The sequence below is a fragment of the Citrobacter sp. KTE30 genome, assembly GCF_000398825.1.
GTDB lineage: Bacteria > Pseudomonadota > Gammaproteobacteria > Enterobacterales > Enterobacteriaceae > Citrobacter > Citrobacter freundii.
In genome coordinates, this window is the sequence record NZ_KB976055.1 from 813901 (window position 1) to 827742 (window position 13842).

Annotated in this window: 11 protein-coding genes; 8 read left to right on the top strand and 3 right to left on the bottom strand. The window is 53.6% G+C overall.

The features are described from left to right. Positions 1-65: 65 nt before the first annotated feature. The 3 genes from WC1_RS18960 to foxA all read left to right on the top strand — a co-directional run bounded on the left by WC1_RS18960 (position 66) and on the right by foxA (position 4309). Entirely contained in the window at positions 66-971 is a 906-nt protein-coding gene (locus tag WC1_RS18960; RefSeq protein ID WP_016149659.1) for a LysR substrate-binding domain-containing protein, read from the top strand. 124 nt (positions 972-1095) lie between these two features. Beyond that, complete coding sequence (locus tag WC1_RS18955) at positions 1096-2079, top strand: helix-turn-helix transcriptional regulator (protein WP_003838681.1); 984 nt, start codon at positions 1096-1098, stop codon at positions 2077-2079. 121 nt (positions 2080-2200) lie between these two features. After that, positions 2201-4309: a ferrioxamine B receptor FoxA gene (foxA, locus tag WC1_RS18950; RefSeq protein ID WP_155849114.1), complete on the top strand. Its 2109-nt coding sequence runs from the start codon at positions 2201-2203 to the stop codon at positions 4307-4309. A 99-nt stretch (positions 4310-4408) separates the two neighbouring features. Here the strand turns inward: foxA and WC1_RS18945 are convergent, their stop codons facing one another. Both WC1_RS18945 and WC1_RS18940 read right to left on the bottom strand, forming a co-directional pair. After that, positions 4409-4918 (bottom strand): hypothetical protein, encoded by a 510-nt coding sequence (locus tag WC1_RS18945; protein ID WP_003021281.1) that lies wholly within the window; start codon positions 4916-4918, stop codon positions 4409-4411. Positions 4919-5095: 177 nt separating this feature from the next. Continuing rightward, a complete protein-coding gene (locus tag WC1_RS18940; RefSeq protein WP_032947911.1) occupies positions 5096-7258 on the bottom strand; it encodes a TonB-dependent siderophore receptor in 2163 nt (720 codons plus the stop codon). 446 nt (positions 7259-7704) lie between these two features. Here WC1_RS18940 and WC1_RS18935 point away from each other — a divergent pair, with 446 nt between their 5' ends. Genes WC1_RS18935 through WC1_RS18915 form a run of 5 tightly spaced genes read left to right on the top strand, consistent with a single transcriptional unit; the run spans position 7705 to position 12450 of the window. Then, positions 7705-8532, top strand: coding sequence for an ABC transporter ATP-binding protein (locus WC1_RS18935; protein WP_003021286.1), 828 nt, complete (start codon positions 7705-7707; stop codon positions 8530-8532). Then, positions 8529-9542 carry a FecCD family ABC transporter permease gene (locus WC1_RS18930; protein WP_003021289.1) on the top strand — a complete coding sequence of 338 codons (1014 nt, stop codon included), beginning with the start codon at positions 8529-8531 and terminating at the stop codon, positions 9540-9542. Before WC1_RS18935 ends, WC1_RS18930 begins: the two co-directional genes overlap by 4 nt. Next, positions 9539-10591 carry a FecCD family ABC transporter permease gene (locus WC1_RS18925; protein WP_016149662.1) on the top strand — a complete coding sequence of 351 codons (1053 nt, stop codon included), beginning with the start codon at positions 9539-9541 and terminating at the stop codon, positions 10589-10591. The genes WC1_RS18930 and WC1_RS18925 overlap by 4 nt, the downstream gene beginning before the upstream one ends. 15 nt (positions 10592-10606) lie before the next feature. Next, positions 10607-11554, top strand: a complete 948-nt coding sequence (locus tag WC1_RS18920; protein ID WP_003021295.1) for an ABC transporter substrate-binding protein — start codon at positions 10607-10609, stop codon at positions 11552-11554. Positions 11555-11556: 2 nt separating this feature from the next. Continuing rightward, positions 11557-12450: a MurR/RpiR family transcriptional regulator gene (locus WC1_RS18915; protein WP_003021298.1), complete on the top strand. Its 894-nt coding sequence runs from the start codon at positions 11557-11559 to the stop codon at positions 12448-12450. 73 nt (positions 12451-12523) lie between these two features. On the opposite strand, the gene WC1_RS18910 is transcribed toward WC1_RS18915, so the two are convergent. Beyond that, the gene (locus tag WC1_RS18910; RefSeq protein WP_016149663.1) at positions 12524-13630 is read right to left on the bottom strand and encodes a 4Fe-4S binding protein; all 1107 of its coding nucleotides are present in this window, start codon (positions 13628-13630) and stop codon (positions 12524-12526) included. Between the last annotated feature and the right edge of the window lie 212 nt (positions 13631-13842).

Genomic DNA, 13842 nt, shown 5'->3' on the forward strand with positions numbered 1-13842 from the left:
TAGCGCATTGAAAAACGAATAAAACTGCGCTCTACTGTGAGTAAAACTCAACATAGAAACTCACGATGACGCTACCTCCGTTGTATGCCCTGAGGGCTTTTGAAGCCGCAGCCCGTCTGGGAACGTTCAGCAAAGCCGCTATTCAACTTAACGTGACGCCGGGCGCGGTAAGCCGTCATATTCGCACGCTGGAGGCATGGTTTGGCTGTGAGTTATTTATCCGCAGCGGCCCGCGTATCGAGATAACACCTTCTGGCCAAGGGTTAGCGCAGCAGTTGACGGCTGGGTTTCAGAGTCTGGAACACGCGTGTCATGCCTTTCGCAGCAGCAGTCATGAGCTGCGGCTGAAAGCGCCGTCTACGTTGACAATGCGCTGGCTTCTGGATGTGCTGCGTCTTTTCCGTGAAGCGCATCCGACTCCGGTGATCGAAATTTCCAGCGTCTGGATGGATACCGATTCCGTATCATTCAGTCGTGAACCGTATGACTGTGCGATCCTGTTAGGGAATGGCCATTTTGGTGACGATACCGACAGCCGGTTGCTGTTTCAGGAGTGGCTTATCCCGGTGTGTTCACCCGCACTGCTGGTGCAGGCGCAGCGCGATCTTTCTGCCTGTGAACTGATTCATCCCTCAGCGGATCGCCGCGACTGGCGTCGGTGGCTGCAACGCACTGGGAAGTTTCCGGCGTTGAATCTTGCGCGAGGCAAAGTGTTCGACACCCTGGAGCAGGGTAGTCTTGCCGCGATGAGTGGTCATGGCGTGTCTGTTGCCGACCTGCTGTTATGCCTGGCGGCCATTCAGGCAGGGATGTTGGCGTTACCGTTTAAAGATGCTGTGGCGACTGGCGAGGGGTATTACCTTGTCTGGCCAAAGGCTTCAACACGGCTCAGAAATATTGAGCTGCTGTATCGCTGGTTAAAAGAGGCTGCGCCGTCTGCTTCCTCGGTAGATCTAAACTGGCTGGATTAAGCTGTTTATTTTGCTGATTACCTATATTGATAATGGTTCTCATTATTATTGTCGTATTGTGCAGGTAATGGTAATGTTGCTTCAGTTATAAACCGTTAATCCCATTTCCTGTGCAGAAGACAGCATGAACAACACCACCGCCCTGAATGCCTCCGGACGTGTCGCTCGCACTTTCTCCGTCAGCGAGTTTATGGATTTTGGTGAGCGCTACGGGATCGATTACCGCTTTCCCCTGTTGGCACAGAGACCGGATTTGCCGTCTGGCAGCCCTGTTCTGCAAGGTGAAATTGAGGAGATGACTCTCCCCTGCGGGATGTGCGTGACGCACTCCGACGTACAGGTATTGCAACCCTACGAAACCACCTCTCGCCACGACAGTCCTCTGTATATGCTGGTGGTACTGGAAGGCTGCGTGATCCTGACGCTTAACGGACAGGAGCATGTGGTGCGCTCCGGCATGGCGTTTAGCTCACGCCTGAGTGAGCACCAGACGATGCGTGCCCGTCATCATGCTGATTGTAAACTCCGTACATTATCGCTCGGTTTATATCCCGACGGCGCGTATCGCACGGGGTTGCTTGAATCGTTGATGCGCGAGTGGGAAAGATGCCAGACGCCGACGCTTATCTGGCAGGTACCGGGGTTTTTACTCAGCGGACTGCAGTACGCGCAGCAGAGTACGATTAGCCATGTTTCTCGTCAGCTGATGCTGGAAGGGCTGATATTACAACTGTTCGGTCATGGTCTCAGCATGTGTCAAGTCGAGAGCGGTAAACGTCTTGCGACGAGCGGTGAGCAGCAGCGGCTGGAGGTCGTTCGCCGACTGCTGGAGGAGAGTCCCGAAAATGACTACACCCTTAATGAACTGGCCCAACGCGCGGCGATGAGCCCCAGCAGCCTGCGCAGTAAGTTCCGTGCAGCCTATGGCTGTTCGGTATTCGACTACCTGCGCGATTGCCGTCTGGAACATGCGCGCGGCTATCTACTGGAAGGATATAGCGTACAGCAGGCGGCCTGGATGTCGGGTTATCAGCACGCCACCAACTTTTCTACCGCTTTTCGTCGCCGTTACGGCTTTTCGCCCGGCGATTTACTCAAACCTTGCTAATCCATATTTGCGTTTTACGCACGTGATTTCCTGACAATTTGGCACTGCGCATAGGCAACCTGGCATCCGGCATAGCTATCTCCGTCAGCAAAAAGGTAATAATTCTCACTTACAATTAGACATGCCTTTGGAGATATTCATGTTCGCGAAGACTCGCTTGGCGCTGCTGGTGGGATGGGTGACCGGCTGCGTGGCTTTTCCTCTGCTGGCGCAGGAAACAACAAAAAACGATACGGTGGTTGTCACCTCGCAGATGCAGAGCGGGGCCACGAAGCTTGCCACGCCGGATATTGAAACGCCGCAGTCGGTATCGATCGTTACCCGTGAACAGTTTGAAGAGCAAGGCGCAACCAGCGTGCGCCAGGCTGTCAGCTATACGCCGGGGGTGTACAGCAATCAGATTGGCGCCTCCAACCGCTTTGACTACATCGTGCTGCGTGGCTTTTCTGACGGTAGCCTGGATAACGTCTATCTCGATGGTCTGAAGATGATGGGCGACACCAACTCACACAGCTCGCTGGTGGTTGATCCGTGGTTCCTCGAAGATATCGAAGTCGTACGTGGCCCGGCTTCCGTACTGTATGGCCGTTCCTCCCCGGGCGGTATTGTGGCGCTGACCTCACGTAAGCCGTCGTTTGATGCGGGCGGTGAAGTGAAGCTGTTTGCCGGCAACAATAACCAGCGCGGCGCGGCGTTTGACGTCACCGGGGCGCTGGATGATAACGATCGAGTGGCGGCGCGATTGAGCGGGATGACGCGTTACGCGGACTCGCAGTTTGGTCCATTGAAGGAAGAACGTTACGCGCTGATGCCCAGCCTGACCTGGCGTATCACCGACCAGATGCGTCTGGATCTGATGGCCTATCTGCACCGTGACCCGGAAGGCGGAAGCCACTCCGGTCTGCCGTATGACGGCACCGTGGTTCCGCATTACGGGCAAAAGATCTCCAATACCTTTTACGAAGGCGAGGATGATTATGACAAATACGATCGCCGTGAGAACATGGTGGGCTACAACATTGAGCATATGTTTGATAGCGGTTGGTCGGTGCGGCAAAAGCTGCGCTATCTGCATACCGACGTTGAGCTGAACCAGGTGTATGCGGCGGGCTGGTTGAATGAAACCGAGCTTAATCGCGGCTACTCCGGCTCCGATGAAAAAATGTCGGCGATTACGCTGGATAACCAGCTCGACGGCAGCTTTGATACCTGGCAGGTAAACCACCGTCTGCTGGTGGGGATCGACTATCAGGATCGCAGCAACAATACCACCGGCTACTACGGGGCTTTCCCGCCGATTGACGCCTTTAATCCGGTGTACGGCGCGAAGCCTGATTACATCGACATGTATGCGCGTGAGAAACACAAGCTGCGCCAGACGGGTTACTATTTGCAGGATCAGATGTCATGGGATCGCTGGCGTATTACGCTCGGTGGTCGCTACGATCAGGTCAGCGTTTCTAACATTGATAAGATCAAGGATACTCGCAGCGATCTGGATAAAAACAACTTCAGCACCCGCGCCGCGTTGCTCTATTTGTTCGATAACGGCTTTGCGCCGTACGTGAGTTACTCCACTGCCTTTACGCCCACTAGTTTTGCCGATGAGAACGGCAATCTGCTGGATCCGATGAAAGGCAAGCAGTGGGAAGCCGGGCTGAAATATGAGCCGGAAGGTCTTAACAGTCAGTTCAGCGCGTCGGTGTTCCGTATCAATCAGACGAATATAGCCACTAAAGAAGAGCCGACCGATCCATACCGCTCGATTGGGGAAATTGAATCTGAAGGGGTGGAGCTGGAGGCAATTAGCCAACTGACGGATAGCTTCCGTTTGCAGGCGGCGTATACCTATACCGACATTCGCTATAAGAAAAGCAGCCCGGAAGAGCAGGGCAAGCGCGCAGTGTACGCCCCGCGTAACCAGGCCAGTGCCTGGCTGAGCTACGATGTAAAAAGTGGTCCGCTGGACGGTCTGACGTTGGGTTCAGGCGTGCGCTACGTTAACGGTATTACCAGCGATCGCCTGAATACTCACACCCTGCCGTCCTACACTCTGGTGGATATGGTGATTGGTTACGACTTAACGAATATCGGTATTAAAGGGTTGAGTGCGCAGTTGAACGTTAACAACCTGACCGACAAGCGCTACGTTGCGGCCTGTAACTCGCTCTCATACTGCTACTTCGGCGCCGAGCGCAGCATTGTCGGCAGTGTGTCCTGGAAATTCTGATGTTTTAGCCGGATGCAGCGCTGGCGCCTTATCTGGCCTGGTACAGCGTGCAAATTGTATGCCTGATGAGCGTAGCGCATCAGGCATAGTGGATTGCGGTTATTGTGTAAAACCGTTTTGCATACAAATCTGCGCACTGGTTCTCAGAGTAAAGGCGACTTTGTCTGGGTACTGACTGTAATAGTTATGCTCTTCTTCCAGCCCTTTTGCCTGCGCCAGACGTACCGTTTCCAGCGAGCAGGTACGGTAGATCAGGTCTTTATTCATATTGGTCTGCTTCTCGCGCTGTTTATCTGCGGAAAGCGCCAGCCAGTTTTCGGACAGTGAGTAATCGTAGACCACCCGATTTCCTTTCGCCTGCACGTTCTCAATGGTAATAAATTCGTCGATTTTCAGTCTTGGCTGCCCACGCATTTTTTTCTTATCTTCTGCGGCGGCATATTGGGCCAGCGCATGAATATCCATACTGGCTATTTTCTGTTTATAAGCATCTACATAGGCGGTAGGTTGCTGATAATGCTGAGCGTAAGCGTTTCTTAATTCCCCGTCACTCATCGTACAACCTGCCAGAAACAAAGGTAATAGCAGTGCCAGTTTTATTTTAGTCATGATGTTATCCCGTTCATTATTTTGATCCCAGTCGCCCATAACAAAATAGAAAAATTATTACGGATGATATTTAAGGTTGTATAAACGAGAGCACGATGGCACAAGTTCAATTGTCTTAAAATGGCAGGACAGACGGGAAACCCTGCCAGAATTGGCAGGGTTAATGGATGAAGAGGATCAGAATTCCATTTTCACCGTGAACTGCACTTCTCGTGGGTCGCCAATCTGATTACCCAGATTATTGGTGGCAATGGATGAAGTGTAATAGGTCTTATCAAACAGGTTTTTCACATTGAGCTGCAATGTGACCGGATACTGCAGCTTCATTTTATAAGCGGCAAAGGCATCGGCGACAAAATAGCCCGGCAGATAATAGTCTGCGCCATTGGTTGCGGAACGGCGGCTCACCCCATGACCCCCACCGCCAATCGTCAGGATATTGCCCATAAAGGCATTCTGAATATCGTAGGTGAGGAATAATGAGCCGGTATGCTTCGGTACATTAGGCAGCGACTTACCTTTGTAATCAGGATCTTCCGTCACTTTCGCGGCGGTATAACCGTAACTGGCGATGATATTGGTGTTGGTGGTTAACGAACCGGCGACATCCACTTCCACACCTTGTGAACGCACGCGACCCGCAGTTTTCGCCACAGTTTCGCCATTGATCATTTCGTTGTACAGCACATTGCGTTTATCAATATCAAACAGGGCAATATTGGCGGTGATACCGTCAAAGATATCGAATTTTGCCCCCACTTCATAAGCCGTTGAGGTTTCAGGTGGCAATTCGCCAATATAACTGGCGATAGAATATTGCGGCATGAAGGATCGCGACACGTTACCGAACAGCGATACCGACGGCGTCAGTTTGTACACCATACCGAATTTGGGCACCCACTGTTGGTCGGTACTGTCGGTGTTGACGTTGAACGGACGGCCTTTGCCAGCGTATTCGGTGTAGTACTGATAACGCATCCCGGCGACGGCGATCCATTTATCGGTCAGGTACAGCGCGTCCTGCACATACGCAGAATAGCTCTCTTGTTGAATAGTCTGATCGCTATCAGCGGCAGAAACGTTAGTACATTTATCCAACGTACCGTAGACAGGATTATAAATATTGAACCCTTTTACGTTCTTGCAGCGGATCATGTCGGTGCGTAGCAGATCGTAGTTCTCATAAGAGACGCCGGTGAGAATCTCGTTATAAAAGCCAGCGATATCGACGTTGCCCTGTAAATCGGCACGTGTGGCGTGCATGCGCTGAGTGGAGCCTTGAGTGGCATCAACACGGCGGGTAAGATTTCCGCTTGCAGAATCATAAGCCATCACGCGAGCCTGATTATCGCTGTATTTATCCTGACTAAAGCTGTAGTCGAATTTCGCTGTCCATTCGCTGTTGAAACGGTATTCGGCATTCAGCTGCGCCAGATCCGATTCGCCATCGGTGATATTAAACGGCTCATCAAAACGGGTTTTGCGATCCACATTCACCGCGTGTTTGGTGTTGAGATCGAAAATGGTGCCGCGATCGAACGGGGCTTTATAGTCGCGATGTGAATAGAGCACGTTGACGGTGGCCTTGTCGCCAAACCAGGTAAGGGACGGGGAGATGAAGCTGCTCTGATTGGTGCCGAAGTTACGCCAGTAATCCTCATGCTGATATTCGCCAATCAGGCGATAGGCTAACTGCGTGCCTTCAATCGGCCCGGTCACGTCAAACTGCCCTGTGCCGCCGCCAAAGCTGCTGGAGGTTGCTGAAATCGACCCGCCAAACTGTGTTTCCGGACGTTTGGTGACGACATTAATCAGGCCGCCGGGATCGAGAATCCCATACAGGGTTGAGGCCGGGCCTTTCAGCACTTCCACGCGTGAGGTGGCGGCGTTAAAGCTGCGCGGCAACACGGTTTTCAGACCATTGGTCATCACCGAACCGTCACGGTTTGCGCCGAAGCCACGGCGGACAAACGCATCCTGTGTGCCACCTAATGTGTTGGTTTGCACGACGTTACTAACGTTATACAGCGCTTCGTCCAGCGTCGTGACATGCTGATCTTCCAGAACTTTATCGCTGACAGTGTTCACCACTTGTGGGATATCCAACAATGGCATGGATGTCAGCGTCGCGGTGGACGAACTCAGCGGTTGATAACCCGATGTTACGGCCTGATCGGCAGACGATGCATCTGCCCGAACGGTGATGGTATCTTCCCCTTTAGGCGGAGTCGTCTCTTTCTCCGCTGCAAATACCGCAGGTGTTGTTGTCATGCCCAGAAAGAGAGCAGAGCACAATGCCCGCCCTTTCATCCCCGAAAAGTAAGTCGTTAACTCAGCCATTATTTTATTTATTCCGCAAAAGACCCTGCCAAAAATGGGCAGGGAAACAAGTTGATTCAATTCATTGCCCGGCTTGCCAGCCCTGCATTTATCCATCTGTAAGCCAGCGTTACTGGCGTCAGACGTGTAATTGAGAATCATTCAATCATGGGTGTTTGTAGTAGTAAACGTAAAAATGAAAAAGAAACTACAAGCGATTTGACGCAATTTAACCGTCGTTTTTTTAAGGGTATTTAATTTTCAATGTATTGAAAAAGAATGGTTTTTATTGATTTTTTAGCGTTTTTTATTTGTGCTTTAGTTGTTGGCGACAGGTGATGTAACTACAGGGTGTAATTGCTTGACTACTACAGTGCAAGCCAGCAAGATCACAAAGAGAATGAGTTTTATTTTTATTTAAAGAGTTACGCATGCAGGCTTTGCCATGCGGCGGCGCAGGAGTGAACATGCCACAGCATGTGGAAAATACCGCCCACAGAACGGGCATTGAACTACAACAGCTTTCTGCGGGTTATCGCCATAACACCATTGTCCACGATATCTGTCTCACTATTCCGCAAGGCAAAATGACGGTACTGGTGGGGGCGAACGGCTCGGGTAAATCAACGTTGTTAAGCACTATCGCCCGTATGTTGAAACCGCACGGCGGCAGCGTATTGCTGGATGGCAAAGCCATTTATCAACAGCCTACCAAAGCGGTTTCACGCCAGCTCGGCATCCTGCCGCAATCCCCATTGGTGCCCGAAGGACTTACCGTTTTCGAACTGGTATCGCGTGGGCGTTTTCCCTGGCAGAACATGCTTTCGCAATGGACGGACGATGACGAACGCGCCGTGGAGCAGGCACTCCAGTTAACCGGAACTGCTGATTTTGCGCATTTGCCGGTAGAGAGCCTTTCCGGTGGGCAACGTCAGCGCTGCTGGATTGCGATGGCGCTGGCACAGCAAACGCCGGTCATCTTGTTGGATGAGCCGACTACGTTTCTCGATCTGCGCTATCAGGTGGAGATCCTCGAACTGTTGCATTCACTGACTCGCCATCATGGCCGTACTGTGGTTGTGGTCCTGCATGACCTGAATTTTGCCGTGAATTACGGGGACATGCTGGTGTTCCTCAAACAGGGGACGTTGCAGGGCGTCGTGCATGATGGCGAAAACTGCACGCCCGAGTTGATTAAGCACGTGTTTGACGTCGACGTGCAGATGTCGGTGAATCCTCTCACCGGCAAACCGTTCTTTATGCCGTTCCGCGCGCCGGGCGGGCAAGAGCAATGACGGTCATGGCAAGCACACTGGCTCGTCGCCGTGGCCGGATTATGCTGGCGTTCCCCGTGTTAACGCTGCTGTTGTGTGTTCTGGCAGTGGTGCATCTGGGTGTGGGCGCACGCACTATCAGCCCGCAGACCGTCGTGCAGGCGCTGTTCCACTTTGACGCGAAAAATTTCGACCACCGGATTATTGTCTCCTTACGTCTGCTGCGCATGACGGCGGCGATGCTGGTCGGCGCGGCGTTAGGTGTTGCGGGGGTTCTGTTGCAGGCGTTGATTCGTAATCCGCTGGGAGAACCGCATATTCTGGGGCTGAATGCCGGTGCGGCGTTTGTCGTTGTGTTGTGCACCGCGCTTGGCGTGACGGGGGTAAGCCAGCCATTGCTGGCGGCAGGCGGTGCTGCGGCACTCTTTTCGTTGGTGATGGCGCTTGCATCTGCCGGGCGCGGTGGCTTAACGCCGCTGAAGGTCACGCTGTGCGGCGTGGCGCTGTCGGCCATGGTGTCATCGCTTACTGCGGCCATCCTGATTCTGGATGAACAAACCCTGTTGGCAATGCGCACCTGGCTGGTGGGTGATCTCGCGGGTCTGCGTTGGGAAAGTGTCAAAAGTGCCGTTCCCCCGTCGCTTGCCGGTATGGTGCTGGCGATCGCTATCGCGCCGGGCCTGAATATTCTGGCTCTCGGCGACCGTATGGCCTGTGGGTTAGGGGTGAACATTCTGCGCATACGCTTGCTGGCGATGATCGCCATTGCGCTGTTGTGCGGTGCGGCAGTTTCTGTCGTGGGGCCGCTGGGATTTATCGGCCTGTTAGTGCCTAACGTTACCCGCCGTCTGGTAACAAAAGATATTCGTCAGATGCTACCGACGTCGGCATTGCTGGGCGCGGCGCTGCTGCTGCTGGCGGATATTGCCGCCCGCACGGTGCTGGCTCCGCAGGAGCTGGCTACAGGGATCATGACCGCCCTGGTGGGCGCACCGGCGTTTATTTTCATTGCGTCGAGGTTTTTGAAATGAACGATATGCTGCAACGTGCAGGGCTTCGTGCATGGCGGGTGGGTGGATTTTCTCGTGTCATTCGTCCCAAAACCGTGCTGTACAGCCTCAGCCTGACGGTGCTGGCAATCGCATTACTGCTGTTTGGCGTGATGCAGGGGTCGCTCCCGGTTCCGGCTTCCGCTATCGGACGGGCGGTGTTTGACCCTCAGGCGTTGACGGTTCAGCAACAGTATGTCGTTTGGGATGTACGACTGCCTCGACTGCTGATGGCGCTTCTGTGCGGGGCGATGCTCGGATTGGCAGGGGCGGCGATGCAATCTATCACCCGCAACGGGTTGGCCGATCCCGGGCTTATCGGTGTCAAAGAAGGGAGTTGCGTGGTGGTACTGGCCCTGGTGCTGTTTTTCCCGTCCGCAAGTCTGGTTTGGCGGCCCCTGGCGGGAATGGCCGGCGGCGCACTGGTCGCCACACTGGTGATGCTGCTGGCCCGTGATTTCTCCCGGCCTCGCTTCGTGTTGATAGGCATTGGCGTGTCGTGGTTCTTTGCCGCGGGAATGGGCGTATTTATGACCACCGCCGATGTCCGTGACGTACAGACTGCACTGGTCTGGCTGGCGGGGAGCCTTCATGCCGCCACCTGGCCACTGCTGCTGGTGGCACTGGTCTGGACGTTGCCTGCGGCCATCATCTTATTTGCCACGGCGCGCGCTTCGGATGTGGCGCTACTTGGCAATGCGACGGCAACGGGGCTAGGAGTCCATTTACCCCGACTGGCGTTGTTGCGTTTTCTCGCGCCGGTTGTACTCACCGCCGCCAGTGTTGCCTGCGTGGGCAGCCTCGGTTTTGTCGGGTTGATGGCGCCACACATGGCACGATTCTGGCTGCGTGGCGGACAAACAGCGCTGCTGTGGGGAAGTGCGTTGATCGGTGCGTTGCTGGTGCTGGTCACCGATACCGTGGGTCGTCTGGCGTTTGCACCACTGCAAATCCCCGCCGGGATCGTCATTGCCCTGGTCGGTGGACCGTTCTTTTTGCTGTTGCTCTGGCGTCGCCGGGATCGTTTGTAATTGTTAAGAGGGTATATGCGTTTAATCTTTTCATTGCTGCTGCTGGTCGGCTGCACCGTCCAGGCGGCGGAGCCTGTTCAGTCATTTACTGACGATCTCGGGCGAGTGGTGAACGTGCCGCTGCATCCGCAGCGTATTGTGTCATTGCACGATCTCGACATCACTATTCCGCTGATCGAACTTGGCGTGCCTCCGGTGGCCAGTCATGGCCGAACGCGCCCGGATGGCAGCCATTTTTTACGCTCCGGCGTGCTGCTGACCGGCGTGGATTTTGATAATTCGAACATGACGTATATCGGTACGGCAGACATTGATATTGAAGCCATTGTGGCGGCAAAACCGGATTTAATTATCACCGAACCCAGCCGTAACACGCCGATTGAGCAACTGGAAAAAATAGCGCCGACGGTCAGCATCGATCATCTTGATGGCGGTGCGCCGGAAATCTACCGCAAGCTGGCGCAGCTTACCGGTACGCAGAACCGGCTGGCATTGCTGGAACGGCGCTACCGTGAAGAAATAGCCCAGCTCAAGCGGACGGTCGATACGCAGCACATCTCTGTGGCGGTAATACAGGCCAATCAGGGCAAAATCAATGCGTTGCACACCTATCATTCCCTGGGGCGAGTTTTACGCGATGCTGGTTTCACTTTCCCGAAGATTATCGACAGTATTCCGCCGGGTGGGCGCATTGATGTCAGTGCGGAACGTCTGCCTGAACTGGATGCCGATTTTGTCTTCGCGACCTGGCGTGGCGATACCGGCGGTAAACCGCAGGATGAAATCGCGGCGATGGATGCGGTGATGCCTGGCTGGTGTGAGTTCCTGACCGCCTGCCAGCGCGGACATTACGTTTTACTCTCCCGTGAAGAGGCGATATCTAATTCCTATGCCTCGCTCAGTCTGATGGTGGCGCAGGTGCAAACGCACATCGCCGGACGATGGCTACCGGAGGCTAAATAACCATGCTGACGGCGAAAAAAGCCAAAAACCGTATTGATGTCTATGGTGACCGTTTTCGCGCCCGGGCGCATTTACTCTCGCCACGTATGCAGGCCGTGGCGCGTTATATCAACGAAAACCGCGAAGTGGTGCTGGAGTTTACAGCGATAGAAATCGCTGCCGCCACGCAAACATCTGACGCGACGGTGGTCAGGGCAATTCAGGCGCTGGGGTTTGCCGGGTTGCGCGATTTAAAGCAGACCATTGAACACTGGTTTGGCCCTGGCGTGACCTCAGAAGAGAAGATGACCACCACGGTGAATACGCTCTCTTGCGATGTTAATTCCAGTATTGATTTTGTCTTGCAGGGGCATCAGCGTACCTGTGAAGCGCTTTCTACACCGCAAAACCGCTATGCAATTGCCCAGGCGGTGGCATTACTGGTAGAAGCCCGTCAGGTGGGAATTTTTGGTATTGGCGCATCCGGCGTATTGGCGGATTATACCGTTCGTCTGCTCAGCCGTATTGGCCTGCCTGCGGTAGCATTTAATCGCACCGGGATTAACCTCGCGGAGCAACTGATCGCATTGCAGCGTGGAGATGTGCTGATCATGATGGCGCAGAAATCTCCGCACCGGGAAGGGCTGACGACCATTCGCGAGGCCAGGCGGTTGGGTGTCCCGGTTATTTTACTGACGAACGCGCTGGACTCCCGTTTTAGTAAAGAAGCGGATGTGGTGATTAACGTGCCGCGCGGCGGCGAGAATGGGAAAATGCCGCTCCACGGTACGGTGCTGGTGTGTCTGGAAATGATTGTGCTGTCTGTCGCTTCCACTGCGCCGCAGCGATCAATTAAATCCGTGAAGCGGATTAACGAACTGTATCGGGGCATTGGTAAATCCGGGGCGAAGAAATAAACCGGTGATATCCGCTGTGTAGGCCGGGTAGGGTGTTGTCGCCACCCGGCATAAATGCAGACAGTTCAAACCATTAATGGCCGATCATTCTGGCCTTCGGGATCAGCTGGAAATACATATGATCCGGCACCGGCGTCTGCCAGACGTTGGCGTACACCGCATAACCTACGGCGGCAAACAGAATACCGAGCAGCAGTAGCGTCATTGTCCACCCTGATAACCTACCTTGTCGCCACCATGGTGTCGGCGCTGCGCTATGCCCTGATTGTGCGCCAGGCGGAGTCTGCAGTGAAAAGCTCAGCGTTGAGGCTACCGGGCAGGATTCAACGCAGGTCATGCAGCCAGTGCATTCCACGGTACGCACCTGGATCAGTCTGTCGACAGGGATATTCGACGGGCAGTTTTTCGCGCATTTTCCGCAGTCGATGCAACTGTCTGCGTTACGGCGGATTTTAAACGGCGAGAATAGCGAGAACAGGCCGAGCAGCGCGCCATAAGGGCACAGATAACGGCACCAGGCATTGCGAATAAACAGGCTCAGGACGCTGATAACGACAACAAAGATGAGCGTAGCGGGGCCAATATGGCGAAAGAAATCGAGCATCTTCACGTCGATAATCATGCCATAGGCCGACATTAGAAAATACTGAATCCCCTGTGCAGGCATCGACAGGGCGATATACAAAAAGAAACTCAGCAACAGATACTTCAGACTGAGCAGCGGGATATCCAGCCAGCGCGGCAGCGTGAAGTTGCGACCAAAGACTTTTTTCCCCAGATTGCCGAGCAGTTCGGACAGTGTGCCCACCGGACATAACCACGAACAGAAGGCTTTTTTTAACAACAGACTAATCAGGATAAACGCAACTAACAGTAGCATGGAGGCGGCATGGATGGGAGGAAGAAAACCAGTTTCCAGCGTATAGCGGATATTCATCAAACCCGCGATCGGTAGCCATCCCTCAATACCACCAGGCCTTGGAATATAGACGCTGGTGCCGGCGGTTTCGAAATAGCGGACCCAGTAATAGAACGTTACGCCAATATAAATATTAATAGTCAGCAGGAGAAACTGGGTGGCTTTTCGCCAGCTGCTGGCATTGCGCCAGTCATTCCACGGCAGTTTGCCTCCGATCGTGCCAGGACGGCGCTGCCAGCGCGTTCTCTTCTTCCCATTCATGATTTTATACTATCCCTCATATTTCCCCTTCTGCATTCAGAAGGCGTTATCACCGGGATATGCTAGCGCCATTTAGATTTGGTGTATTTGATTTGCATCTTATTACGTGGCTGTTATTTTCATCATGCAAATATGCCTGAATAAAAATAACAGCTCGATATTTATCGCAAGCCAGATAAATACCCTGAACGGGGTATTTATTTCTCTGCAGG